The organism is Citrobacter sp. LJND-P06 (assembly GCF_058188415.1).
The window spans coordinates 2162644-2187345 of record NZ_CP187317.1 but is presented as its reverse complement, the minus strand read 5'-3'; the positions used below and the strand labels follow the sequence as shown (position 1 = coordinate 2187345).

The following is a 24702-nucleotide window of genomic DNA, read 5'->3' as shown; positions in this document are numbered from 1 at the left end:
AGTCACTCCACCTTCTCTTTTAAGGGTATAGATGGCGATCATCGTCGCATGATATCTTGTCGTTTTGCCGACCGTGTCGGAGATATCTCCGTTCTTAATAAGGGAAACGGATGCTGAAATTACTTCAGGACAATATTGCGACCCCGCTGGGGCCGTTGTGGGTGATTTGCGATGAACAATTTCGCCTGCGCGCTATCGAGTGGGAGCAACACAGCGACCGTATGGAACAATTGCTGGATATTCACTATCGCAGAGAAGGCTACGAGCGTGTTGTTGCCAAAAATCCCGGCGGCCTGAGCGATAAACTCGCCGACTATTTTGAGGGCAATCTCAGCATTATCGATACGCTGGAAACCGCCACCGGAGGCACCGATTTTCAACGTGAGGTGTGGCGAGCGCTACGATCCATTCCGTGCGGGCATGTCATGCATTACGGTCAGCTAGCCGAACAGTTAGGTCGTCCTGGCGCCGCACGCGCTGTCGGTGCCGCCAATGGTGCGAATCCCGTCAGTATTGTTGTGCCCTGCCACCGCGTCATTGGACGTAATGGCACGATGACCGGGTATGCCGGCGGCGTGCAACGAAAAGAGTGGCTACTCCGCCATGAAGGTTACCTGCTACTTTAAAATCCAGGCATTTCGTGCCATCCACTTCACACTTTACTGTAAAGTAACCGCAGATAACTTAAGTATTTTCAAAGAGATATAAATATTCACTACACTTATGTCTGAATTATCCCCTATTGGGGGTAGCTCAGACTTACGTGCTCACCAAAAAGATGTTAAAATTGACAAATATCAATTACGGCTTGAGCAGACCTATGATCCCGGAAAAGCGAATTATACGGCGCATTCAGTCTGGCGGTTGTGCTATCCATTGCCAGGATTGCAGCATCAGCCAGCTTTGCATCCCGTTCACACTTAACGAGCATGAGCTTGACCAGCTTGATAATATCATCGAGCGTAAAAAGCCTATTCAAAAAGGCCAGACGCTGTTCAAAGCAGGTGATGAGCTGAAGTCACTCTATGCTATCCGCTCCGGCACGATTAAGAGCTACACCATCACCGAGCAAGGCGATGAGCAGATCACCGGTTTTCATCTTGCAGGGGATCTGGTCGGTTTTGACGCCATTGGTACCGGTCATCACCCGAGTTTTGCTCAGGCGCTGGAAACCTCAATGGTATGCGAAATCCCGTTCGAGACGCTGGATGACCTGTCAGGCAAAATGCCGAATCTGCGTCAACAGATGATGCGTCTGATGAGTGGCGAGATCAAAGGCGATCAGGACATGATCCTGCTATTGTCGAAGAAAAATGCGGAAGAACGTCTGGCTGCCTTTATCTACAATCTGTCACGCCGGTTTGCACAACGTGGTTTCTCACCGCGTGAATTCCGCCTGACCATGACGCGTGGCGATATCGGTAATTACCTTGGATTAACGGTTGAAACCATTAGCCGTCTGCTGGGACGTTTCCAGAAAAGCGGTATGCTGGCGGTCAAAGGTAAGTACATTACGATCGAAAATAGTGATGCGCTGGCAGTCCTGGCAGGTCATACGCGTAACGTTGCCTAATCATTTCGCGAACGTGTCAGCTATCCTTCTGTCAAATCGGTAGATTTTATCGATTTGGTAGAAGGATCTTCTCCCTTCAAGTTATCCCCCTTTCTTCTCTATTTTCAGTCTGACATCTGGAGGTTTCCATATGTGGACATTTTCGCAGTCTCAAACCATAAAAAATTAAAACCAGAAGCGCTGAATAACCGTTTACCGGGGGTATTGCCCTCAGAGCGACACAGACCCTGAAGAAAGTTGTTCAATTTAAACGGTATAGCGTCGAAAACCATAAATTTCCTCAATTTATTGATCTGGCAGAAGGTTCTTCCCTGTTTCAATTAGCATATATGGGTTACTCTTTTAAATACAAACTGCGGTGACAGTTGTAAGGAGACCCTGTATGGCTATGTATCAAAACATGCTGGTGGTCATCGATCCGAACCAGGACGATCAACCAGCATTACGGCGAGCTGTTTATTTGCATCAACGGATTGGTGGCACAATCAAAGCCTTTCTGCCGATCTATGACTTTTCCTATGAGATGACTACCCTGCTGTCGCCTGATGAGCGCACGGCGATGCGTCAGGGCGTTATCAGCCAGAGAACAGCATGGATACGTGAACAAGCAAAATACTATATTGATGCAGGCATTCCTGTTGATATTAAAGTGGTCTGGCACAACCGTCCCTTCGAGGCAATCATCCAGGAAGTCATCAGCAGCAAGCACGACCTGGTTCTGAAAATGGCGCACCAGCACGACCGACTGGAAGCCGTCATCTTTACCCCTACTGACTGGCATCTGTTACGGAAATGTCCAAGCCCGGTCTGGATGGTTAAAGATCAGCCCTGGCCTGAAGGTGGCAAGGCGCTGGTTGCAGTAAATCTGGCCAGTGAAGAACCGTACCATAATGCGCTGAACGAAAAACTGGTCAAAGAGACGATACAACTCGCAGCGCAGGTCAACCATACCGAAGTGCATTTGGTTGGCGCTTATCCTGTTACACCTATCAATATTGCCATTGAATTGCCTGAATTCGATCCAAGCGTTTATAACGATGCGATCCGCGGACAGCATCTGCTGGCAATGAAGGCGCTGCGCCAGAAATTCAGTATTAATGAGGACGTCACGCACGTTGAAAAAGGCCTGCCGGAAGAAGTGATCCCTGATTTAGCAGAACATCTGCAAGCGGGAATTGTGGTGTTAGGAACGGTCGGGCGTACCGGGATCTCCGCAGCGTTCCTCGGTAATACGGCGGAACAGGTCATCGACCATCTGCGTTGTGACCTGCTGGTCATCAAACCCGATCAGTATCAGACGCCAGTTGAACTGGACGACGAAGACGACGATTAATCCGCTAATGAAAATGCCGGATGGCGGTGTAAACACCCTATCCGGCCAACCATCAAGGCCCGGCCGATGCGTCGGGCTTTTTTCTGCTCAGTGTTTATCCTCACCGCCCAGAAAATAGATCCCCAACGGAATCGCCAGTAAGATCGTAAAGACCAGGCTGTAGACGAAAATCATCGAAGATTGAATGGCATACATTGACGTCGTCCAGTCAGACAGCGGGATATCGTATTGCTCAATCACCCCTCCGATGGTCGCACGCGTCACCACTGACGCCGCGATAATAAAAACCCCCAGCAGGCACAACAGAAACTTCTTCCCCTTTGCTGTCTTCAGCGTTGTCATGATCATAGTATCGTCCTTTTGCAGATGAAAGCTCTGTTACTTGCGCGTAACAATACCATGACAATACGCGATTGTCTGCCCGAGAAACCGTGACATTACGTTCACATTATCGGCACTCTTCTGCCATTAGCGCTAAATGCGCTATTTTTTTCGCCCATTCCATTATCCGCTATGCGTCTGTGCTGGATAAAATGTCATCCCTTCAGGTTAGCCGTAATGCATAAATACTCCTCCAGGAATAACAACGATACCTATGATTGCGGATCTCATTTTAAAAAATTCATTCAATCTGGCGGTGATTTTCTGCTGTAGCGCCGCACTGGTAACGATGCGATTTTGGCTTTGCCATAAATTAAAATGGCAGAAAGGCTTTATTTTTCACGCGGCCCAATTCTTTATTTACGCGATTATCATCGGTACGGTGGGTTGCATCATCAATAACGCTATCGAGAGCTACAGGCTAACGTTCATTTCAGCCAGCGTTATCGACTTTATCTGCACCTCGCTGATTGCGCTTATCCTGACGACCAAACTGTTTTTAGTGATCAACCAATTTGAGAAAGCGCAGATCGATAAAGGCCGGGATGTCACCAGCGCCCGAATCGTGTCGAGGATAATTAAGATCACGATTATTATTTCGATCGTTTTACTGTACGGCGAGCACTTTGGCATGAGTTTATCCGGTCTGCTCACCTTTGGCGGAATCGGCGGTATCGCGGTCGGAATGGCGGGTAAAGATATTCTGAGTAATTTCTTTTCAGGCATCATGCTTTATTTTGACAGGCCTTTTAGCATCGGCGACTGGATACGTTCTCCCGACAGAAATATCGAAGGCACGGTGGCGGAAATTGGCTGGCGAATCACCAAAATTAATACCTTCGACCATCGTCCACTGTACGTACCAAACTCGATATTCTCGTCTATTAGCGTAGAAAACCCGGGCAGAATGACTAACAGACGCATCAAAACGGTGATCGGGTTACGTTATGAGGATGCCGGGAAAGTCCGCGAGATTGTCCAGGCGGTCACCAGTATGCTTCAGCATCATCCTGATATTGACCAAAAGCAGACGCTGCTGGTATATCTCAACGAGTTCGGCGATTCATCACTGAATATTCTGGTCTATTGTTTTAGCAAAACCACGGTATGGAAGGAATGGCTCGCGGTCCAGCAAGATGTTTATCTGAACATTATTGATATTGTGCAGCGTCACGGCGCTGATTTCGCGTTTCCCAGCCAGACGCTGTATATCGATGATACCCGTCCCCAGTGAGCGCTTATCAGCAGTTCGCATTCCCGCGTCCTCCAGGCTATATCTTAGACATCTTTATTCATACAGGAGTGGTGAGGATGGGCAAGAAAATTCTAATGCTGGTGGGTGATTACGCTGAAGATTACGAAACCATGGTGCCGTTTCAGGCATTGCAGATGATTGGTCATCAGGTTGATGCGGTCTGCCCTGACAAAACCAAAGGCGATTTTATCATGACGGCGATTCATGATTTTGATGGCGCCCAAACTTACAGTGAGAAACCCGGTCACCGTTTTACGCTCAACGCCGACTTTGCGGCGGCGGAAGAAAAGAATTATGACGCGCTGTTAATTCCCGGTGGACGGGCGCCGGAATATCTGCGCTTAAATGATAAAGCCATCAAACTGGTGCAGGCGTTTGACGCGGCGGGTAAACCTATCGCCGCTGTTTGCCACGGCGCTCAACTGCTGGCGGCGGCTGGAATACTGAAAGGACGCACCTGTAGCGCCTACCCGGCCTGTGCGCCGGAAGTCCGGCTCAGCGGCGGGCAGTATGCTGACATCGGCATTGACCAGGCACACGTTGACGGCAATCTGGTTACCGCCCCCGCCTGGCCTGCACATCCGCAATGGTTGGCGAAATTTGCCAAACTATTGCAGCAGTAAATTGTTGAACGGATAAAAAAACGCTGGCGCGATGATAGCGCCAGCGTTTTTTTTATTGTTGACGGTATATCAGTGTTTCACAATATACATTGTCCGGCTGTAGGCGACGTCTTCCGGGTTGGTAATGGGATAACCTTTAAGCCAGGGTTTAATTAAACGGCCATTGGTGTACTGATAAATTGGCGCAATCGGCGCCTGCTCCATCAGGATTTTTTCTGCGGCATTGTAATCCGCATTACGTGCCTGCGCGGTATTTTCCAGGGTTGCCTGCGTCAGCACTTTATCGTAAGCCGGGTTGTTGAAACGAGAAATATTACCGGAATGCGTTGAGGTCAGCAGCGAGAGGAAAGTAGACGGTTCGTTGTAATCCCCAACCCAGGAGGCACGAATCACATCAAAATTACCGGTATTGCGGCTATCAATATAAGTTTTCCATTCCTGGTTTTGCAATTTCACATCCACACCGAGGTTTTTCTTCCACATCGATGCCACGGCAATAGCAATTTTCTGATGATTTTCTGACGTATTATACAGCAGTGTCAGATTTAACGGACGATTCGGCCCATACCCTGCCGCACGCAATAACGTTTTAGCCTGTGCATTCAGTTCTTCCTGACTCATTTGCTCAAACGGTGAAGGTTCAGGTGTAAATTCTGCCGTCACATCCGGAGTAAAATGCCAGGCCGGTTTTTCCCCGGTGCCCAACACTTTTTCAGCCATAATACGCCGGTCGATGGTCATGCTTAATGCCAGACGCACACGCGAGTCTGCGGTAGGCCCTTTTTGCGTGTTAAAGGCATAATAATACGTGCCCAACTGCGGTGGGGTATAAACCTGACCAGGAATATCCTTCAGCAATTTCTGATACAGATTTTTCGGGAAGGACTCTGTGATATCAATATCACCCGCCAGATAGCGTTTGGTCGCGGATGATTCCTGGTTAATGGGCAGGAACGTCACTTTTTGGATGACGGTTTTCGCATTATCCCAGTAATGCGTATTCGGCTCGACGACCAGCTTTTCATTGACCACGCGATCTTTCAGAACGTAAGCGCCATTGCCAATTAAATGACCTGGCTTAGTCCAGTCCTTTCCACTTTCTACGTTGGCTTTCTGCACCGGATAAAAGGCAAAGTTGGCAGTCAGATTCGCAAACCAGGGTAACGGTTTATCCAACTGGACTTTTAACGTTCGCGAATCAACGGCAATGACGCCCAGTTTATCGGGCGCGGCTTTGCCATCAATAATGGCCTGCGCATTATTGATCCCTGCCAGTGCGGCAAACCAGGCGAACGGTGACAGTGTTTTGGGATCCACCAGACGCTGCCAGCTATAGACAAAATCCTGCGCCGTGACCGGGCTACCGTCGGCCCATTTGGCGTTGTCGCGCAGGGTAAACGTCCAGACACGGTTGTCATTGCTCTTCCACTGGGTGGCGACACCCGGAATAATTTCACCTTTGTCGTTTTGATTGACCAGACCTTCAAACAGGTCACGGATCACCTGAATTTCGGGTAATCCAACGGCTTTCGCCGGATCAAGCGACGCAGGCTCATCTTTGATATGGCGTACCAGCTCTTGTTTTTCTGCCAGTACCGTTCCGTTGGGAACATCCGCAGCATGTGTCTGAAAAATGCTGCTAACCAACAGCGCACAACAGGTTACTGAAACAGAGAGCTTCATAAGGTACCCCAATCGATAAGTTAATCCTGAATAAAATGACCGCGTAATTATTTGTTTTAACTATGGGAAAAGCAAATAACTTCCCACACAAAATTGATATTACAACGAGAACACGAAGTCTATGAAAACGATTTGATTATCCGCTAATTTTGCACAACACTGCGAATAATAACTCCAGCATTCAGAGACGCTTATGACCGTTACTCGCCCTCGCGCCGAACGCGGCGCATTTCCGCCAGGCACGGAACACTATGGACGTTCACTCTTAGGAGCGCCGTTGATCTGGTTTCCGGCTCCCGCAGCCGATCGTGAAAGCGGTCTGATTTTGGCGGGCACTCACGGTGATGAAAATTCATCGATGGTCACGCTCTCCTGCGCGCTGCGCACCCTCAATCCGTCTTTACGTCGTCATCATGTGGTGTTGGCCGTTAATCCGGATGGTTGCCAGCTTGGGCTGCGCGCCAATGCCAACGGCGTCGATTTGAATCGCAACTTTCCGGCGGCAAACTGGAGAGCAGGAGAAACGGTTTATCGCTGGAATAGCGCCGCAGAAGAGCGCGATGTTGTGTTGCTTACCGGAGAACATTCGGGGTCTGAGCCGGAAACCCAGGCATTGTGCCAGCTCATACACCGCATTCACCCTGCCTGGGTTGTGTCATTCCACGATCCGCTGGCCTGCATTGAAGATCCCAAAAACAGTGAACTAGGCGCATGGCTGGCGCAGATGTTCGAACTGCCACTGGTGACCAGCGTAGGTTACGAGACGCCAGGATCCTTTGGCAGTTGGTGCGCCGATCTCAATCTGCATTGCATCACCGCCGAGTTTCCGCCTATTTCGTCCGACGAAGCCAGCGAGACGTATCTGCTGGCAATGTCGAATTTGCTTCGCTGGCATCCTAAAGATGGAGTTTACCGGTCGTAAAATGCAGCGCGGGCTCGACATCCACCGCCAGCCAGGTCGGGCCATCAAGATCGGCGAAACTCACCTGCGTCGTCAGCGGTAGCGCGGCGCTGATCGCACGCGACGTGCATAACATGCAGCCCAGCATTAAAGCGAAACCTTGCGCTTTGGCTTCGGTTGCTAATGCTAATGCTTCCGTCAGCCCTCCGGTTTTGTCCAGTTTAATGTTAACCATCTCATAGCGTCCTTGCAGCGATTTCAGGCTGCTACGGGTATGGCAACTCTCATCAGCGCAAATGGGCAGCGGGTGAACGAAATTCTCCAGCGCGGCATCATCCTGCGCCGGTAGCGGCTGCTCCAGCATCGCCACCCCCAAATCGGCCAGTAGCTGGCAGCGGGCGGCCAGACCGCCCGGATGCCAGGACTCATTGGCATCGACAATCAGCGTCGCCTCAGGAACCGCCGAACGAATCGCCACCATACGCTCACTGATCAGTCGATCGTCGAGCTTCACCTTCAAAAGTGTCGCCCCGTTTTCCCACAGGGCCGCAGCGCTGGCCGCCATTTGCTCTGGCGTTCCAATCACCACGGTTTGCGCTGTAATCACCGAGGAATCCAGTGTGATACCGACGAGTTCCGCCAGCGATTGCTGCTGCTGACGGGCGCTTAAATCCCACAATGCGCAATCGACCGCATTACGCGCCGCGCCAGCAGGTAGTAGCTGTTGTAAGGTTTCGCGGGTTAACCCTTTTTCCAGTTGCGGGGCTATGCTCATTATCTGCGCAAGCACCGAGGCATCGCTTTCGCCATATCGTGGGTAAGGCGTACACTCGCCTGTCCCCTTCACACCGTTTTCTTCCAGCTCCACGACCACCACATGCGCTTCACTCCGACTTCCTCGCGCAATAACAAAGGGGGTGTGCAGTGGCCAGGCTTCCTCATACACCTTCACCGATCTCATTCGTGCTCCTTATGCTGCGACGGTGTGCGATTCACCACAAATAGCGTTTGCTGTGTTAACTACTGATGGCATAAACTAACCGCGACGTTAACTATATGTAAACAGGAAGATAACCATGTCACAAACCGTTCATTTCCAGGGCAACCCCGTTGCAGTCGCCAACTCCATTCCTCAGGCTGGTAGCAAAGCGCAGGCTTTTACCCTCGTGGCAAAAGACCTGTCTGACGTCGCACTGACTCAGTTTGCTGGCAAACGTAAAGTGCTGAATATTTTCCCGAGTATTGATACCGGCGTATGTGCGGCATCGGTACGTAAGTTTAACCAACTGGCGACAGAAATCGACAACACCGTCGTACTGTGCATTTCTGCCGACCTGCCGTTTGCCCAGTCCCGTTTCTGCGGTGCGGAAGGCCTGAGCAACGTTATCACCCTCTCCACGCTGCGTAACAGTGATTTCCTGAAAAACTACGGTGTGGAAATCACCGAAGGCCCTCTGAAGGGCCTGGCCGCGCGCGCCGTCGTCGTTGTCGATGAAAACGACAACGTCATTTTCAGCCAGTTGGTGAATGAAATCACCAACGAACCTGACTACACCGCGGCGCTGGACGTCCTGAAAGCGTAATCCTCGCGGATAAAAAAATGCCTCCGAATTTGGAGGCATTTTCATTTTTGCAATTACTCGTCACTCTTCTTCTGGCTCAAGCCATACTCACGCAATTTATTGGCAATCGCGGTATGTGACACCCCTAGCCGTTTCGCGAGCTTACGCGTGCTGGGGTAATTGCGATAAAGCTGCGTCAATACCGAACGCTCAAAACGACTGGTAATATCATCCAGTGACCCTTCCATCGCATCTTCTCCGACAGCAACGGTCGCGGCATCGTAATCCGGCAATAAAATATCCTGTGGCCGCAACTCGTAACCTTCCAGTTGAGTCAACGCACGGTAAATGGCGTTTTTGAGCTGACGCACGTTACCGGGCCAACCGTAACGGGTGAGTACCGTTCCAAGATCGGCCGCCAGTTTTGGTCTTGGCACACCCTGCTCATCGGCAAAACGCGCCACGAACAGTTCGGTGAGCGGCATAATGTCCTGCGGGCAATCGCGCAGCGGCGGCAGGTTGAGCGTCAGAACATTCAGGCGGTAATAGAGATCTTCACGGAACAGTCCTTTTTGCACCAGTTCCACCAGATTCTTCTGGGTGGCGCAAATCACCCGGACATCGACATGAACCTCTTGATCTTCACCCACCCGGCGAAACGTGCCGTCATTAAGAAAGCGCAACAGTTTGGTCTGCATACGCGGCGACATCTCGCCGATTTCATCCAGCAATACCGAGCCGCCGTTCGCCTGTTCGAAGAATCCTTTTTTGCCTTCCGGTGCGTGGCCAAAGAGCTCACTTTCCACCGCATCTTCCGGGATGGACGCGCAGTTCAACGCCAGGTACGGTTTTGCTGCGCGTGGGCTCGCCAGATGACAGGCGTGAGCAAAGAGATCCTTCCCTGTCCCGGTGTCACCGGTTATCAGCAGCGGCGCGCTTAACATTGCCAGCTTACGCGCCTGCTCAACCACATGTTTCATTTTCGCGCTAACGGCAATCACCTGACTAAAGGCGCTTAAATCCTGGGTGTTAAGATTCTGCAACTGACGCCCCATCCGCAGGGTAGAACGCAGCATCACCACCGCCCCTGTCAGCATGTGTTCGTCGTTCTCACCCTGTAGATGAACCGGCGTAATTTCCATCAGGAAGTTCTGACCGTTAATCACCACATGTTCGTTGTGGGAGCCCTGCGGATTTCCCTCCAGCCAGCGCTGGAAGTTAAAACCATTGATCAATTGCGCCGCCGTGTGGTTGCGCATGCGCTCCGGGTTTTGTGCGAAAAGCTGACAGCTCGCGGGGTTCGCCATCTCCACTTTGCTTTTCATGTCCAGTGACAAGACCGGCTCCGGGAGCGCCTCAAGCAAAGCGCTAAGCGCCAGATGCTCGCGCTCGGAGGGCATCCACGGCACGGTGCGCACATCAGTGACGCCCGCGATGCGGCGAATCTCCGCCATCAGGCTGCTGAAGTTGGTGAACTCCAGTTCAGCAAAATTAAGGTAAATCCGCCCGATGGGGTCAATCTCAATACCGCGTAAATCAATGCTGCGAAGTACCAGTAAATCCAGCAATTCACGGGTCAGACCAAGACGATCTTCACAAAAGACTTCCAGACGCATGGGAACCTTCACCTAATCAATGAACTATTAGACAGATGATAAGCCACTATTGGGTTAGCAGGAAGGAGTCTGTCAACAAATATTGACAGCATGGTGGAAAAATGGGCGCTGACGCGTAAAGCTGTACGGTCAGCCCCCTGTTCAGGTTTAATTTTCGTTGGAAGATTTGTTTTTCTGCAGCGTCTCTTTGAGCTGACCCACCAACTGACGCCGGAAATCCCCCAGACGCGGTTTGTCATCATCCATCCACGGTAATGGACGGCAAAGCTCCATGGCTTTGATCCCCAGACGGGCCGTCAACAGCCCTGCACCTATCCCCTGCGCGGCGCGGGTGGACAGACGTGCCGCCAGATCCTGCGACATCCAGTCCATCCCCACTTCACGCACCAGTTCACTGGCGCCCGCAAACGCAATGTTCAGTAGCACCAGACGGAATAATCGCAGGCGGCTGTAATAGCCCAGTTCAATGCCGTACAACGTGGCGATGCGATTAATCAAGCGTAAATTACGCCAGGCAATGAAGGCCATATCCACCAGCGCTAACGGGCTGACGGCAATCATCAGGGTCGATTCCGCCGCCGAGCGGCTGATTTCTCGCCGGGCCTGTGCGTCCAGCACCGGTTGCACCAGATGCGCATACAGGCTGACCACTTCCCGATCATTTTGCGTTTCATGAATTGATGCATACCAGCGTTGCAACGCCGGATGCGACTGATCAATCCCCGCCTGCTGCGCCAGCTTCTCACAGAAAGCGCGCCCTTTACCGGTACCGACACTGTGTAACAGCTCGCGCGCTTCATCGCGTTCATGCGCACGCTGGCGTAACCGCCACAGCCGACGCCACTCGGTCGCCACCGACCCAACGCCCGCACCAACAATCAAGATGCCTGCCGCACAGCCGCCAAGCGCGACCCAGTCCTGAGTTTGCCAGGCATTCATCGTCCACTGAACGCCCTGCCCGACGACGCTTGCGCCAAACAGCGCCAGGCCGCCCATCACCATTTTGCGCCACAGGCTGCGTTTTGGACGTAATGCCGCATCAATGACCGCTTCTGCCTGTCCTTCGTCTTCCAGCAGTTCTTCTGTCTTTGCCGGCGCGAAGGTCTGCGCCTCTGTTTCGCTGAAGGACTGTTGCGACTTAAAGATCGGTTGTTGTTCTGCTTCCAGCGGCCCGGCGAAATCGATACGCGGTTTCAACGGTTCGGTCATCGCAATTTATCTCCTATCAAAAACTCCAGCGCGGCATCCAGACGAATATGCGGCAACGGTTTGTCGACATCCATCACCTGGGGGCGAAACGCTTCAAACTGAAACCCCTGGCTGTCCCAAAACGCCTGTCCGGGCAAACGCGCGGGCACCTCGCCGGGATAGACGGTCAGAGGTTTACCGTCACTGAGACGATCCCCACGCAACGCAGGGATTTTTTCACCCTTCACATCAATTAGCCCACTGGTCGTCGCCTGTACGGACGCCAGTCCCAGGCAATCCATACTGATCCCCTCAAAGGCGGCATTTTGCCAGGCATCCTGGATCAGTTGCTGGAGCAAAGAAACCATATTGGCGTGCTGATCGACGGTCACGTGATCCGCTTTGGTGGCGGCAAACAGCAGTTTGTCGATAACGGGAGAAAATAGCCGCCGGAACAACGTACGTTGACCGTAATGAAAGCTCTGCATCAGTTGCGTTAAAGCCAGACGCATATCATTAAACGCCTGCGGCCCGCTATTAAGCGGCTGCAAACAGTCCACCAACACTATCTGACGGTCAAAGCGCAGGAAGTGGTTTTTATAGAACCCCTTCACCACTTTTTCGCAGTAGTAATTAAAGCGCTCGCGCAGCATTCCGGCATTGGTGTGCTTGTCTGCCTGTGCCAGTTTCGATTCGCCATACGCATCGACATCCGGCCACGGGAAAAATTGCAGCGCCGGTGCCCCCGCCATATCCCCCGGCAACACAAAGCGTCCCGGCTGGATGAAATGCAAACCTTCGTGTTTGCATTGATGCAGATAGTCAGTCCACGCGGCCGCAATCTCAGCCAGACGGTTTTCATCGGCGGGCGCCAGCGGATCCAGCCCCTCGCATAACTGACGCCATTTAGCTGACCACTCACCCCGTTTGCCTTGCAGCAGCCCTGTCATTTGCCGTGACCAGCTCAGGTAATCCTGTGCCAGCATCGGTAAATCGAGCAGCCATTCGCCAGGATAGTCCACAATCTCCAGATACAAGGTGGACGTATCTTTGAAATGGCGCAGAAGGGAATCGTTAGATTTGTAACGCAACGCGAGACGGATTTCACTCACACCGCGCGTCGGCGTCGGCCAGCCAGGCGGCTGAGCATAAAGCTGGGCCAGCCCCTCATCATAGGTAAAACGCGGAATGCCAAAATCACGCTGCGGCACTCGTTTTACGCCGAGCAGGCGTTCTTCCCGTACGGCGCTGAGCAGCGGCAGACGAGCGCCGGTATGCACATTCAGCAGTTGATTCACCATTGCCGTGATAAACGCCGTTTTACCACTGCGGCTCAGTCCGGTCACCGCCAGGCGCAGATGTCTGTCGACCCCACGATTGACCAGCGCATTGAATTCGTTTTTAAATCGCTTCATCGCCATCCCGTTGTGCCTGAAGACCCGAAAAAATTATAACCAGCAGAAAATAAAGATAGGGACAGATTCTTAATTATCAATTCAGTGGCTGTATGCCTTTATCATTTTTCAATGGATCGTTGATGGCACCCAGTAAGGGTTCCTGCTGATCCCCTTCAGGAATACGTACCACGATCCTATCCACCAACGCAAAAACCCCTTTTCTCAACCTGTTATTGTCTTTATTGGGGGGAATTGAAAAGAGGTATTCTACGCCGGATCTTAACCAGAGAAAGCGGGCACGCTCTTATCATCCATAGCGGCGGGATATTTTTGCCGCCGCACGTCTTAATAGGGGTTCCAGCGCCAACGCCAGCAACATTTTCAGCGGGCGGCGAGCGACAGATTTGATGGCCCACCCTGCCACACCGGCAGGGCCATAGCGTAACGCGGTCAGCAAAACCAGTTTCCCTGCGAGTTTAACGCCCGGCTTCACCTTTTGCCCGGCGCGTTGCCAGCGACTATTCATCTTTAGAACTCTCTTCATTACAACTGACGGAAACGGCTACGCAGCGTGAACGTGTCGGACGTAACATAACGTTCCATCTCACGAAGACGTTTTTCGCCCGCAGCCAGTTCCCTGTCGACGGCATCCAGCAATTCACCGCTTGAGGGGGATTGCTCACCCGTGGTCATGTTGTCCGGCAGGGGATCAAGCACAAACGTCAAAATGATATAAGCGACCAGCGTAAAGAACGCCAGCCCGCAGAAAGTCGACAGTACCACCAGGATGCGCACCAGTTTCACCGGCACATCAAGATAGTTGGCGATCCCGGCGCAGACGCCACGCACCATGCCCTGCTGCGGAATGCGCCAGAGTTTTTTATTCAAATCAATCCCTCCCATTAGCGATCCCTCCAGTTCGGATGTTCAGCATCAAGAATATCTTCCAGGGTCTGAATGCGTTCGCGCATCCGTTGCGCGTCGTCGGTTAATTGCGCCAGACGCTGTTGCTCGCTTTGCGACAGTTCCCCACGACTGGCGCGGTTGCTGTAATGCAGCCATAACCAAATCGGCAAGACAAACAGCACAAAGATGGTTAACGGAATGGCCAGAAATAGCGCGCTCATGAGTACTCCTTACCGGTGATGAGCGGCGGCGTATTCAGACGCCGCCTGCAATTATTATTGATTGTCTTGCTTCATTTTGGCTTTCAACTGCGCCAGTTGCTCGCCGATTTCATCATCGGCTTTCAGGTCGGCAAACTGTTGATCCAGCGATCTCTGTTTGCCAAAGTTATGGCTTTCCGCTTCCGCTTCCATCTGATCAATACGGCGTTCAAATGATTCAAAGCGAGCCATGGCTTCGTCCAGCTTGCCGCTGTCCAGTTGACGGCGCACATCGCGAGAAGAACTTGCGGCCTGGTGACGTAACATCAGCGCCTGCTGACGAGCACGGGTTTCACTGAGCTTGTTCTCCAGTTCGCCAATCTCTTTCTTCATGCGCGTCAGCGTGTCATCGACCAGCGTCACTTCATGTTCCAGAGTGGTGATAAGATCGGTCAGTTTCTGCTTTTCAATTAACGCGGCGCGCGCCAGATCGTCTTTCTCTTTACGCAGCGCCAGTTCCGCTTTCTCCTGCCACTCTGCCTGCTGGCTGAGCGCCTGCTCAATGCGACGGGACAACTGTTTCTTTTCCGCCAGCGCTCGCGCAGAGTTGGAACGGACTTCAACCAGGGTGTCTTCCATTTCCTGAATCATCAGTCGCACCAGTTTCTGCGGATCTTCAGCCTTTTCCAACAGTGCGTTAATGTTGGCGTTCACGATGTCGGCAAAACGAGAAAAAATACCCATAATTCAATCCTCACAATTTTTCTGATGTCGGGCTATGCCCTGCTGTAGCTCTAATACAATTCACGTGCCAACTTTTTAAATTATTGATTGATAATGAGTTGTATCATTTTACCTCGGCGGTAATTCGGGTTAAAGTGGTGAATAACACTAACAAGTGGTGAATTTCATCATGGCAGAATACAAAGATAACCTTCTCGGTGAAGCCAACAGTTTTCTTGAAGTGCTGGAGCAGGTTTCGCATCTGGCGCCGCTGGATAAACCGGTACTGATTATTGGTGAACGCGGAACGGGGAAAGAGTTGATCGCCAACCGTCTGCACTATCTCTCCTCCCGCTGGCAGGGGCCGTTTATTTCGCTGAACTGCGCCGCGCTCAATGAAAATCTGCTCGACACCGAGTTATTTGGTCATGAAGCTGGTGCATTTACCGGTGCGCAAAAGCGCCATCCCGGCCGTTTTGAGCGCGCCGATGGTGGCACGCTGTTTCTTGATGAGCTGGCGACGGCGCCTATGCTGGTGCAGGAAAAACTGCTGCGGGTCATCGAATACGGTGAGCTGGAGCGCGTCGGCGGCAGTCAGCCGTTGCAGGTTAATGTGCGTCTGGTCTGCGCCACAAACGCCGATCTGCCGCAAATGGTGGATGACGGGACGTTTCGCGCAGACCTGCTGGACAGGCTGGCTTTTGATGTGGTGCAGCTCCCGCCGCTTCGCGAACGTCAGGCCGATATCATGTTAATGGCGGAACATTTTGCGATTCAGATGTGCCGTGAAATCCGTTTGCCGCTTTTTCCCGGATTTAGCGATCGCGCGAAAGAGACGCTACTGCACTATCGCTGGCCCGGCAACATTCGTGAGCTGAAAAATGTGGTGGAACGTTCGGTCTACCGGCACGGCACCAGCGATTACCCCCTCGACGAGATCATTCTTAATCCGTTTAAGCAACACGCCGTTGCCGTTGAAAACAGCGAAACGCCCGCATCTTCCCCGGCACTGCCGGTGGATTTACGTGAATTTCAGCAACAGCAGGAGAGAGATTTACTGCAACGCAGCCTGCAGCAGGCAAAATTTAATCAGAAACGCGCCGCGGAATTATTGGGTCTGACCTACCATCAACTGCGTGCATTGCTTAAAAAACATCAGATTTAGTGATTCCTTCACCAGAATTGATGACATTTGCACCAGTTACCCGCAGACATTTTTACCTGGTGGGTCGTAGTGCGATACACTTTATAGATTGAATCTAAAAACCTTAAAAATTATGCGCCTGGTTTTATCATCTCTGATTGTGATGGCTGGACTTCTCAGTGGTCAGGCTGCTGCCGCGCCTGAACAGCCCCCGCGTGCTGATATTCGCGAGAGCGGCTTTGTCTACTGTGTCAGTGGGCAGGTCAACACATTTAATCCGCAAAAGGCAAGTAGCGGTCTGATCGTCGACACGCTTGCCGCTCAGTTGTATGACCGACTGCTGGATGTAGACCCTTATACCTATCGCCTGGTGCCTGAGCTGGCGGCAAGCTGGGAGGTGCTCGACAACGGAGCAACCTACCGTTTTAACCTGCGCCGCGACGTGCCGTTTCAAAAAACGGCCTGGTTTACCCCCACCCGCAAACTGAATGCGGATGACGTGGTGTTCACCTTCGAACGTATTTTTGACCGTCATCATCCGTGGCATAACGTCAATGGCGGTAATTTCCCCTACTTCGACAGCCTGCAGTTTGCCGATAACGTCCAAAGCGTGCGAAAACTGGATAATTACACCGTCGAGTTTCGTCTGACGCAGCCCGATGCCTCATTCTTATGGCATCTGGCGACGCATTACGCCTCGGTGATGTCAGCAGAATATGCGGCAAACCTCGCCAAACAGGATCGCCAGGAATTACTGGATCGTCAGCCTGTCGGAACCGGGCCGTTCCAGCTTTCTGAATACCGTTCCGGGCAATACATTCGTCTACAACGACATGGCGATTTTTGGCGGGGTACGCCGCTGATGCCTCAGGTTGTTGTCGATTTAGGGTCTGGCGGTACGGGGCGTTTATCTAAATTGCTGACCGGTGAGTGTGACGTGTTGGCCTGGCCTGCCGCCAGCCAGTTAACCATTTTACGCGACGACCCTCGCCTGCGACTCACGCTACGCCCGGGAATGAACATTGCTTATCTGGCGTTTAATACCAATAAATACCCGCTGAATAACCCCGCTGTGCGACATGCGCTGGCGCTGGCCATCAATAACCAGCGTCTGATGCAGTCCATCTACTACGGTACAGCGGAAACCGCCGCCTCTATTTTACCGCGCGCCTCGTGGGCCTATGACAACGAGGCTAAAATTACAGAGTACAATCCGGCCAAATCCCGCGAGCAGTTAAAAGCGCTGGGGCTGGAGAATTTAACGCTGAAGTTGTGGGTGCCAACCAGTTCTCAGGCATGGAACCCAAGCCCGCTGAAAACGGCTGAACTGATCCAGGCAGACATGGCTCAGGTGGGGGTAAAAGTGGTGATTGTTCCGGTAGAGGGACGTTTCCAGGAGGCGCGGTTGATGGACATGAACCATGATTTGACGTTGTCCGGCTGGGCAACGGACAGTAACGATCCAGACAGCTTTTTCCGTCCGCTGCTGAGTTGCGCCGCCATCAACTCGCAAACGAACTTCGCCCACTGGTGTCATCCCGAGTTTGACAGCGTTCTGCGTAAAGCGCTTTCTTCTCAGCAACTTGCCTCGCGTATAGACGCGTATGATGAAGCGCAAAATATCCTGGCGACAGAGTTGCCGATCCTGCCGCTGGCTTCATCGTTGCGTCTGCAGGCTTATCGCTATGACATCAAAGGGTTAGTGCTCAGTCCGTTTGGTAACGCCTCCTTTGCCGGTGTCTCGCGGGAAAAAGCCAAAGAGGTGAAAAAACCATGATTATCTTCACCCTGCGTCGTTTTTTGCTGTTGCTGGTCACGCTCTTTTTCCTGACGTTTATCGGCTTCAGTCTGAGTTACTTTACGCCGCACGCGCCGCTTCAGGGTGCCTCGTTGTGGAATGCGTGGGTATTCTGGTTCAATGGCCTGATCCACTGGGATTTCGGCGTCTCCAGCATTAATGGTCAGTTAATCTCTGAGCAGCTTAAAGAGGTGTTTCCCGCCACCATGGAGCTGTGTATTCTCGCGTTCGGCTTTGCCCTGATGGTCGGCATCCCGATTGGGATGGTGGCTGGCGTAACCCGCAATAAATGGCCCGATCGCTTTATCAGCGCCCTCGCCCTGCTGGGATTTTCTATTCCCGTGTTTTGGCTGGCGTTGTTGCTGACGTTGTTCTTTTCGCTGACGCTCGGCTGGCTGCCGGTGTCTGGTCGTTTTGATCTGCTTTATGAAGTCAAACCCGTCACCGGATTCGCCATTATCGATGCGTGGATTTCTGACTCGCCCTGGCGTGACGAAATGGTGATGAGCGCATTGCGCCACATGGTATTACCGGTTCTGACGCTGTCGGTCGCCCCGACCACCGAGGTGATTCGTTTAATGCGGATCAGCACGATTGAAGTGTTCGACCAGAACTACGTAAAAGCGGCGGCCACCAGAGGCTTATCACGACTGACGATTCTGCGCCGTCACGTACTGCACAACGCGCTACCGCCGGTGATCCCGCGTCTTGGCTTGCAATTTTCGACCATGCTAACGCTGGCAATGATCACCGAGATGGTCTTTAGTTGGCCAGGACTGGGCCGCTGGTTGATCAACGCCATTCGCCAACAAGACTACGCCGCCATTTCCGCCGGCGTGATGGTGGTGGGTTCGTTGGTCATCATCGTCAATGTGATATCTGATATTTTGGGTGCCATGGCTAACCCTCTGAAACATAAGGAATGGTATGCCCTACGATAGCGTATACAGCGAAAAACGCCCACCGGGTACGCTACGCACGGCCTGGCGGAAATTTTATGGCGATACCACCGCGATGATCGGCCTGTATGGCTGCGCGGGACTGGTGTTGTTGTGCATTTTTGGCAGTTGGTTTGCCCCCTACGGTATTGATCAGCAGTTCCTCGGCTATCAACTGTTGCCGCCTTCCTGGTCTCGCTACGGTGAAGTGTCGTTCTTTCTCGGCACCGACGATCTGGGACGCGATGTCTTAAGCCGATTGCTGAGTGGCGCTGCGCCCACCGTCGGCGGCGCATTCGTGGTGACGCTCGCCGCCACGCTTTGCGGTCTGGTGCTTGGGGTGGTTGCCGGGGCGACCCACGGCTTACGTTCCGCCGTACTCAATCACATTCTGGATACGCTGCTCTCTATTCCGTCGCTGCTGCTGGCGATTATCGTGGTGGCGTTTGCCGGGCCGCATCTGAGTCATGCGATGTTTGCAGTCTGGCTGGCATTACTGCCGCGTATGGTGCGTTCTGTCTACAGCATGGTGCATGATGAGCTGGAAAAAGAATACGTGATTGCCGCCCGTCTGGATGGCGCCACCACGCTGAATATTCTCTGGTTTGCCATTCTGCCCAACATCACGGCCGGTTTAATCACCGAAATTACCCGCGCGCTTTCGATGGCGATCCTCGACATTGCGGCGTTGGGTTTTCTGGATCTTGGCGCACAACTGCCCTCTCCCGAATGGGGAGCCATGCTCGGAGACGCGCTGGAGCTGATTTATGTTGCGCCGTGGACCGTCATGCTGCCCGGCGGTGCCATTATGATCAGCGTGCTGCTGGTTAACCTGCTTGGCGATGGTCTTCGCCGGGCAATTATTGCGGGGGTGGAATAATGCCATTACTGGATATTCGTAACCTCACCATTGAATTCAGAACCGACGAAGGATGGGTAAAAGCCGTCGACAGGATCAGCATGACCTTAAACGAAGGCGAAATCCGTGGTCTGGTCGGTGAATCAGGGTCTGGAAAAAGTTTGATCGCCAAAGCGATTTGCGGTGTCGCAAAAGATAACTGGCGCGTCACCGCCGACCGTATGCGCTTTGATGATATCGACCTGCTGCGTCTCTCTTCGCGTGAGCGCCGTAAGCTGGTCGGCCACAACGTCTCGATGATCTTTCAGGAGCCACAATCCTGTCTTGATCCGTCCGAGCGCGTGGGTCGCCAGTTGATGCAAAATATTCCTGCCTGGACCTACAAAGGACGCTGGTGGCAACGTATTGGCTGGCGCAAACGCCGCGCCATTGAACTGTTACACCGTGTCGGCATTAAAGATCACAAAGATGCGATGCGCAGTTTTCCCTATGAGCTGACCGACGGCGAGTGCCAGAAAGTGATGATCGCCATCGCGCTGGCTAACCAGCCGCGTTTGTTGATTGCCGACGAACCGACGAACGCGATGGAACCCACCACGCAGGCGCAAATTTTTCGCCTGCTGACCCGTTTGAATCAGAACAGCAACACCACGATTTTGCTGATCAGCCACGACCTGCAGATGCTGAGTCAGTGGGCAGACAAAATCAACGTGATGTACTGCGGGCAAACGGTGGAAACCGCGCCCAGCAAGGATTTAGTGACGATCCCACACCATCCGTATACCCAGGCGTTGATCCGCGCTATCCCCGACTTTGGCAGCGCTATGCCGCATAAAAGCCGCCTGAATACGATGCCAGGGGCAATCCCATTACTTGAACAATTACCGATAGGTTGTCGTCTGGGGCCTCGCTGCCCGTATGCTCAACGAGAATGTATTGAAACCCCGCGTCTGACCGGGGTAAAAAATCATCTCTACGCCTGTCATTTCCCGCTGAATATGGAGAAAGAGTGACATGGTGGATACGCTGCTTGAAGTCCGCAATCTGAGCAAAACCTTTCGCTATCGCACAGGTTGGTTTCGCCGTCAGACCGTTGAAGCGGTAAAACCGCTGAGCTTTACCCTGCGTGAAAAACAAACTCTTGCCATTATTGGCGAGAATGGTTCCGGTAAATCGACGCTGGCGAAAATGCTGGCGGGCATGATTGAACCCACCAGCGGTGAACTATTGATTGACGATCATCCCCTGCACTACGGCGATTATTCGTTTCGTAGCCAGTGTATTCGGATGATTTTTCAGGACCCGTCGACCTCGCTCAATCCACGCCAGCGAATCTCGCAGATCCTCGATTTTCCGCTGCGTCTGAACACGGATCTCGAACCCGAGCAGCGCCAGAAGCAGATTGTGGAAACCATGCGGATGGTCGGTTTGCTTCCCGATCACGTCAGTTATTACCCGCATATGCTGGCACCAGGGCAAAAACAGCGTCTGGGACTGGCCCGTGCGCTGATTTTGCGCCCGAAAGTGATTATCGCCGATGAAGCGCTGGCATCGCTCGATATGTCGATGCGCTCGCAGCTCATTAATCTGATGCTGGAATTACAAGAGAAACAGGGTATCGCTTATATTTACGTTACCCAGCATATCGGGATGATGAAACATATCAGCGATCAGGTTTTAGTTATGCACCAGGGCGAAGTCGTCGAGCGCGGCAGCACCTCCGACGTACTCGCCTCTCCGTTGCATGAGCTAACCAAACGGCTGATTGCCGGGCATTTTGGTGAAGCGTTAACGGCAGATGCGTGGCGAAAGGATCGGTAACTGACATCCCCTTCTGGCATAGGGCTCCTGTGTTTCCTGTTGCTTTAAGGGGAAATCCTTTCTGGATGTCTATTTTTTACCCATCCAAAACAGTAGGTTAGACAAAATACCTATGCTAATATTGAGCGATCATGCGGAGGTGTAGACGACCTTAACCAGACATTACTTATCTCTTCGTTAAGCATGCACCATTCAGTTTCTGGCTATATCTAAATACCTCCTACGCATTTTTTAACACCCACTGCATTATGCTTTGGGTTTTAATTCCATGAGGGATTTATGGCCAGTGAAATAATACTTGATCTCGATTTGCCTGAATATCGTGATGATTTTTGTGGGAGCGGAGTCAAAGGCGAGCAAAATAACCTTTGGCAACAGCAGGCAAATAAGAAGATGCTTGAAAATTTGGCACGTATGGGGTTAGAGGCCCGACACTATAAAGTTGATTTGCAAGACTCCCAAGCTACCAGACTCACCAGTTACCATCATGCCATTTTCATCAACGGCGCCCGGGGAGCAGGAAAAACCGTATTCTTGCGTAATGCCAGTGCAGCGTGGGAAAATTACACTGCGAAATCAACGCAATTGCCTGAGTTACATTTCATCGATGTCATCGACCCCACTTTGCTGAACATTGATGACCGTTTCTCTGAGGTCATAATTGCCTCCATTTATGCTTCTGTTGAATCCAAACTTAACCAACCGGATATTAGCCAGGCAATAAAAGAGACCTTTTTCCAGGCGTTAAGAACGCTAGCCGGCGCATTAGGAAAATCACAAGAAATAGATGAATTACGGGGCATCGACAGAATTCAAAAATATCGTTCAGGAATTCATCTCGAGCGCGATTTTCATCGATTTTTGATTGCCACAGTGAATTTAATAGGCTGTGATGCACTAGTATTACCAATTGATGATGTCGATATGAAAATTGATAATGCTTTTGCCGTACTGGATGATATTCGCTGCTTACTTTCCTGTCCTCTAATACTTCCGCTGGTGAGCGGTGATGATGAGTTATATCGTCACATTACCAAAAAAGCCTTTATTCATGGGCCAAACCATAGATTCGGTGTTGGTTATATGGCTGAAGGTTTGTCGGATGCTTATCTGACAAAAGTCTTCCCAAATCATACCCGACTGCCATTGCAACCCATTGATCAAATATTACCAAAACTGGAAATTCGTTATAACGGTTCAAAAACAGAAAATACCAACAAAATATCCAGCCTGACTTTCCCACAATACGAATCATTACTGAAAGAAACGTTCTATGCTTTGTGCAATGGCCAGGAGCGTAGTACTGACTGGGTTCGACCGATTAGCGCCAGAGAAGTGACCCAGTTAATTAGAAGTTTACCGCCTTCATTACTAAAAGAGCAGCAATATCTCACGCCTGATATTTGGCAAAAGTATTCTTATTGGGCTGAAACGCATCATGATGGTGTTGCCCTAACCAACATGGAAACCTATTTAAGCATTCAGATTGCCCAACAGACAGCGCAACTTGATTTTAGCCGGTTGATCGCATTCAATCCCATATTGCAGATGAATCGATATAAGTGGGCAACTAAAAAATTTATTGACCAACAGAAAATAGTAGCTCAGGACATGAGAGCCCATGACACCAACCAAAGCATCTTAAGCTCAGTAAAAAACAGTTCAGATATATTACGCAGCATGCCTGCTTTAGAATTTATCATGGAACCCATGTTTATTAGCAAAACGGTGGCAGAGGCTAAAAATGGCAATCCGTTGTTACTCGCGCTCTATACGCACCATGACTACTACAGCCGACAACTAAACCGACGACATCATATATTCTTCAGCCGGGTTTTTGAACTTCTTGGCTGGTCGATGCTTGCGGTTACCGGCAATCTACCAGATACTTTTTATCAAAAAGAGAAATTCAACGCTATTTTTCAGGATCTTTTCCTACGCGCACCATTCTATTCAATCTTTGCAATGAACCATACCAGAGAGATAGAAGAAGTCGACGACGGTCTTAATCAACCCGACAATCCCATCGACTACTCCAGCCACATTAACGATCTGGTGGATAAAATTTACGACTGGTGCGAGGCTGAAAAACTTCCGGCACTCAAAGGTAAAAACCTGATACCGTTGTTCTGTGTTATTTTTAATAAAGTTTTTTCTCAGCTATCTGTGCTCAGAATGAATTTAATCGATAAGAAAAAACCGCGGGAAGAACTGTTATCGGATCTGGCGCGGCGTTTTGAGTATATATTCATCAACGCACTCCTGACCTTTACCAAAGATGGTCTTGTTGTCAATACCAACGTAGCCACAGGCGCCAAAGCATCTATCGTCAGAGACTATAGAGAATTCACAAAATACGATCGTACTTTATCTCGCAATCTCGCCGGCGTGGTCGACCTCAGCGTTGCTAAGGATGGTACATTGACGGTTAGTCGTGTCAGTGAAGATGAGTATGCGCAGCTTGTCGCTGCAATGTGGTATCACCCAATATTCAATATTGATATATCTGAATGTTATCCGATCGGTGATAACAACGCGGCGACGCTGTTTAATGAAGCTTATTTTTCAAAAATGTCGTTTACTGAACTGCGCGACTTTTATTATACACAGACGGGCAAAACCACGATCAGAACACAGGAAGTTAAGCAATGGGCAAGTAACAATACTGAAACGGCACTGAATATTCGTAAACGGATGCAGTCTTCACGAGTCATGCTGTCACAGCTGAAAGAAAATAATCAAGTCGCATGGTTTTATCGTGGACTTGTTCAGGGTGTTGGAGAGGAGGTCGTGGGTTAAAT

General features: G+C 51.3%; 24 protein-coding genes. 14 read left to right on the top strand and 10 right to left on the bottom strand.

The annotated features are described in order from the left end of the window. The first annotated feature begins 110 nt into the window (after window positions 1-110). The 3 genes from ogt (at window position 111) to uspE (ending at window position 2906) form a co-directional block, all read left to right on the top strand. Window positions 111-626 (top strand): methylated-DNA--[protein]-cysteine S-methyltransferase, encoded by a 516-nt coding sequence (gene ogt / locus ACO7SM_RS10495; RefSeq protein WP_490470748.1) that lies wholly within the window; start codon window positions 111-113, stop codon window positions 624-626. Window positions 627-820: 194 nt separating this feature from the next. Further along, the gene (fnr, locus tag ACO7SM_RS10490) at window positions 821-1573 is read left to right on the top strand and encodes a fumarate/nitrate reduction transcriptional regulator Fnr (protein ID WP_015964308.1); all 753 of its coding nucleotides are present in this window, start codon (window positions 821-823) and stop codon (window positions 1571-1573) included. A gap of 382 nt (window positions 1574-1955) precedes the next feature. After that, window positions 1956-2906: a universal stress protein UspE gene (gene uspE, locus ACO7SM_RS10485; RefSeq protein ID WP_490470747.1), complete on the top strand. Its 951-nt coding sequence runs from the start codon at window positions 1956-1958 to the stop codon at window positions 2904-2906. 87 nt (window positions 2907-2993) lie between these two features. Here uspE and ACO7SM_RS10480 read toward each other — a convergent pair whose 3' ends face one another. Further along, entirely contained in the window at window positions 2994-3254 is a 261-nt protein-coding gene (locus tag ACO7SM_RS10480; RefSeq protein ID WP_192612335.1) for a DUF2534 family protein, read from the bottom strand. Between the two features lie 247 nt (window positions 3255-3501). Here ACO7SM_RS10480 and ACO7SM_RS10475 point away from each other — a divergent pair, with 247 nt between their 5' ends. Both ACO7SM_RS10475 and ACO7SM_RS10470 read left to right on the top strand, forming a co-directional pair. Then, on the top strand, window positions 3502-4521 hold the full coding sequence (locus tag ACO7SM_RS10475; RefSeq protein ID WP_490470746.1) for a mechanosensitive ion channel family protein: 1020 nt from the start codon (window positions 3502-3504) through the stop codon (window positions 4519-4521). 77 nt (window positions 4522-4598) lie between these two features. Continuing rightward, a complete protein-coding gene (locus tag ACO7SM_RS10470) occupies window positions 4599-5165 on the top strand; it encodes a DJ-1/PfpI family protein (RefSeq protein WP_490470745.1) in 567 nt (188 codons plus the stop codon). A gap of 69 nt (window positions 5166-5234) precedes the next feature. On the opposite strand, the gene ACO7SM_RS10465 is transcribed toward ACO7SM_RS10470, so the two are convergent. After that, a complete protein-coding gene (locus ACO7SM_RS10465) occupies window positions 5235-6848 on the bottom strand; it encodes a peptide ABC transporter substrate-binding protein (RefSeq protein ID WP_490470744.1) in 1614 nt (537 codons plus the stop codon). Between the two features lie 193 nt (window positions 6849-7041). On the opposite strand from ACO7SM_RS10465, the gene mpaA reads away from it, so the two are divergent. Beyond that, the gene (mpaA, locus tag ACO7SM_RS10460) at window positions 7042-7770 is read left to right on the top strand and encodes a murein tripeptide amidase MpaA (RefSeq protein ID WP_490470743.1); all 729 of its coding nucleotides are present in this window, start codon (window positions 7042-7044) and stop codon (window positions 7768-7770) included. Here mpaA and ycjG read toward each other — a convergent pair. Then, entirely contained in the window at window positions 7745-8710 is a 966-nt protein-coding gene (gene ycjG / locus ACO7SM_RS10455) for an L-Ala-D/L-Glu epimerase (protein WP_490470742.1), read from the bottom strand. The two genes, mpaA and ycjG, sit on opposite strands and share 26 nt — an antisense overlap. A gap of 115 nt (window positions 8711-8825) precedes the next feature. Between ycjG and tpx the strand changes: the two genes are divergently transcribed. Further along, complete coding sequence (gene tpx, locus ACO7SM_RS10450) at window positions 8826-9332, top strand: thiol peroxidase (RefSeq protein WP_203361070.1); 507 nt, start codon at window positions 8826-8828, stop codon at window positions 9330-9332. A gap of 53 nt (window positions 9333-9385) precedes the next feature. On the opposite strand, the gene tyrR is transcribed toward tpx, so the two are convergent. The 7 genes from tyrR to pspA all read right to left on the bottom strand — a co-directional run bounded on the left by tyrR (window position 9386) and on the right by pspA (window position 15362). After that, window positions 9386-10927, bottom strand: a complete 1542-nt coding sequence (tyrR, locus tag ACO7SM_RS10445; protein WP_490470741.1) for a transcriptional regulator TyrR — start codon at window positions 10925-10927, stop codon at window positions 9386-9388. 147 nt (window positions 10928-11074) lie between these two features. After that, on the bottom strand, window positions 11075-12136 hold the full coding sequence (locus tag ACO7SM_RS10440) for a TIGR01620 family protein (RefSeq protein WP_490470740.1): 1062 nt from the start codon (window positions 12134-12136) through the stop codon (window positions 11075-11077). Next, window positions 12133-13530, bottom strand: coding sequence for a YcjX family GTP-binding protein (locus ACO7SM_RS10435; RefSeq protein WP_490470739.1), 1398 nt, complete (start codon window positions 13528-13530; stop codon window positions 12133-12135). Before ACO7SM_RS10435 ends, ACO7SM_RS10440 begins: the two co-directional genes overlap by 4 nt. 289 nt (window positions 13531-13819) lie before the next feature. Beyond that, window positions 13820-14038 carry a phage shock protein PspD gene (gene pspD / locus ACO7SM_RS10430; protein ID WP_490470738.1) on the bottom strand — a complete coding sequence of 73 codons (219 nt, stop codon included), beginning with the start codon at window positions 14036-14038 and terminating at the stop codon, window positions 13820-13822. Between the two features lie 17 nt (window positions 14039-14055). Then, window positions 14056-14415, bottom strand: coding sequence for an envelope stress response membrane protein PspC (gene pspC, locus ACO7SM_RS10425; protein WP_490470737.1), 360 nt, complete (start codon window positions 14413-14415; stop codon window positions 14056-14058). Next, window positions 14415-14639: an envelope stress response membrane protein PspB gene (gene pspB, locus ACO7SM_RS10420; protein ID WP_192612359.1), complete on the bottom strand. Its 225-nt coding sequence runs from the start codon at window positions 14637-14639 to the stop codon at window positions 14415-14417. The genes pspC and pspB overlap by 1 nt, the downstream gene beginning before the upstream one ends. 54 nt (window positions 14640-14693) lie before the next feature. Next, entirely contained in the window at window positions 14694-15362 is a 669-nt protein-coding gene (gene pspA, locus ACO7SM_RS10415) for a phage shock protein PspA (protein ID WP_490470736.1), read from the bottom strand. Between the two features lie 169 nt (window positions 15363-15531). Between pspA and pspF the strand changes: the two genes are divergently transcribed. From pspF to rdrA, 7 genes are all read left to right on the top strand, one after another. After that, window positions 15532-16506, top strand: coding sequence for a phage shock protein operon transcriptional activator (gene pspF, locus ACO7SM_RS10410; protein ID WP_490470735.1), 975 nt, complete (start codon window positions 15532-15534; stop codon window positions 16504-16506). A gap of 112 nt (window positions 16507-16618) precedes the next feature. Next, the gene (gene sapA, locus ACO7SM_RS10405; RefSeq protein WP_490470734.1) at window positions 16619-18262 is read left to right on the top strand and encodes an ABC transporter substrate-binding protein SapA; all 1644 of its coding nucleotides are present in this window, start codon (window positions 16619-16621) and stop codon (window positions 18260-18262) included. Then, window positions 18259-19224 (top strand): peptide ABC transporter permease SapB, encoded by a 966-nt coding sequence (gene sapB / locus ACO7SM_RS10400; protein WP_490470733.1) that lies wholly within the window; start codon window positions 18259-18261, stop codon window positions 19222-19224. The genes sapA and sapB overlap by 4 nt, the downstream gene beginning before the upstream one ends. Continuing rightward, window positions 19211-20101 carry a peptide ABC transporter permease SapC gene (gene sapC, locus ACO7SM_RS10395; RefSeq protein ID WP_490470732.1) on the top strand — a complete coding sequence of 297 codons (891 nt, stop codon included), beginning with the start codon at window positions 19211-19213 and terminating at the stop codon, window positions 20099-20101. Before sapB ends, sapC begins: the two co-directional genes overlap by 14 nt. Next, window positions 20101-21093, top strand: coding sequence for a peptide ABC transporter ATP-binding protein SapD (gene sapD / locus ACO7SM_RS10390; protein WP_192612365.1), 993 nt, complete (start codon window positions 20101-20103; stop codon window positions 21091-21093). The genes sapC and sapD overlap by 1 nt, the downstream gene beginning before the upstream one ends. Window position 21094: 1 nt before the next feature. Next, complete coding sequence (gene sapF / locus ACO7SM_RS10385) at window positions 21095-21901, top strand: peptide ABC transporter ATP-binding protein SapF (protein ID WP_490470731.1); 807 nt, start codon at window positions 21095-21097, stop codon at window positions 21899-21901. Between the two features lie 279 nt (window positions 21902-22180). Next, window positions 22181-24700, top strand: coding sequence for an antiviral RADAR system adenosine triphosphatase RdrA (gene rdrA, locus ACO7SM_RS10380; RefSeq protein WP_490470730.1), 2520 nt, complete (start codon window positions 22181-22183; stop codon window positions 24698-24700). Window positions 24701-24702 lie beyond the last annotated feature (2 nt).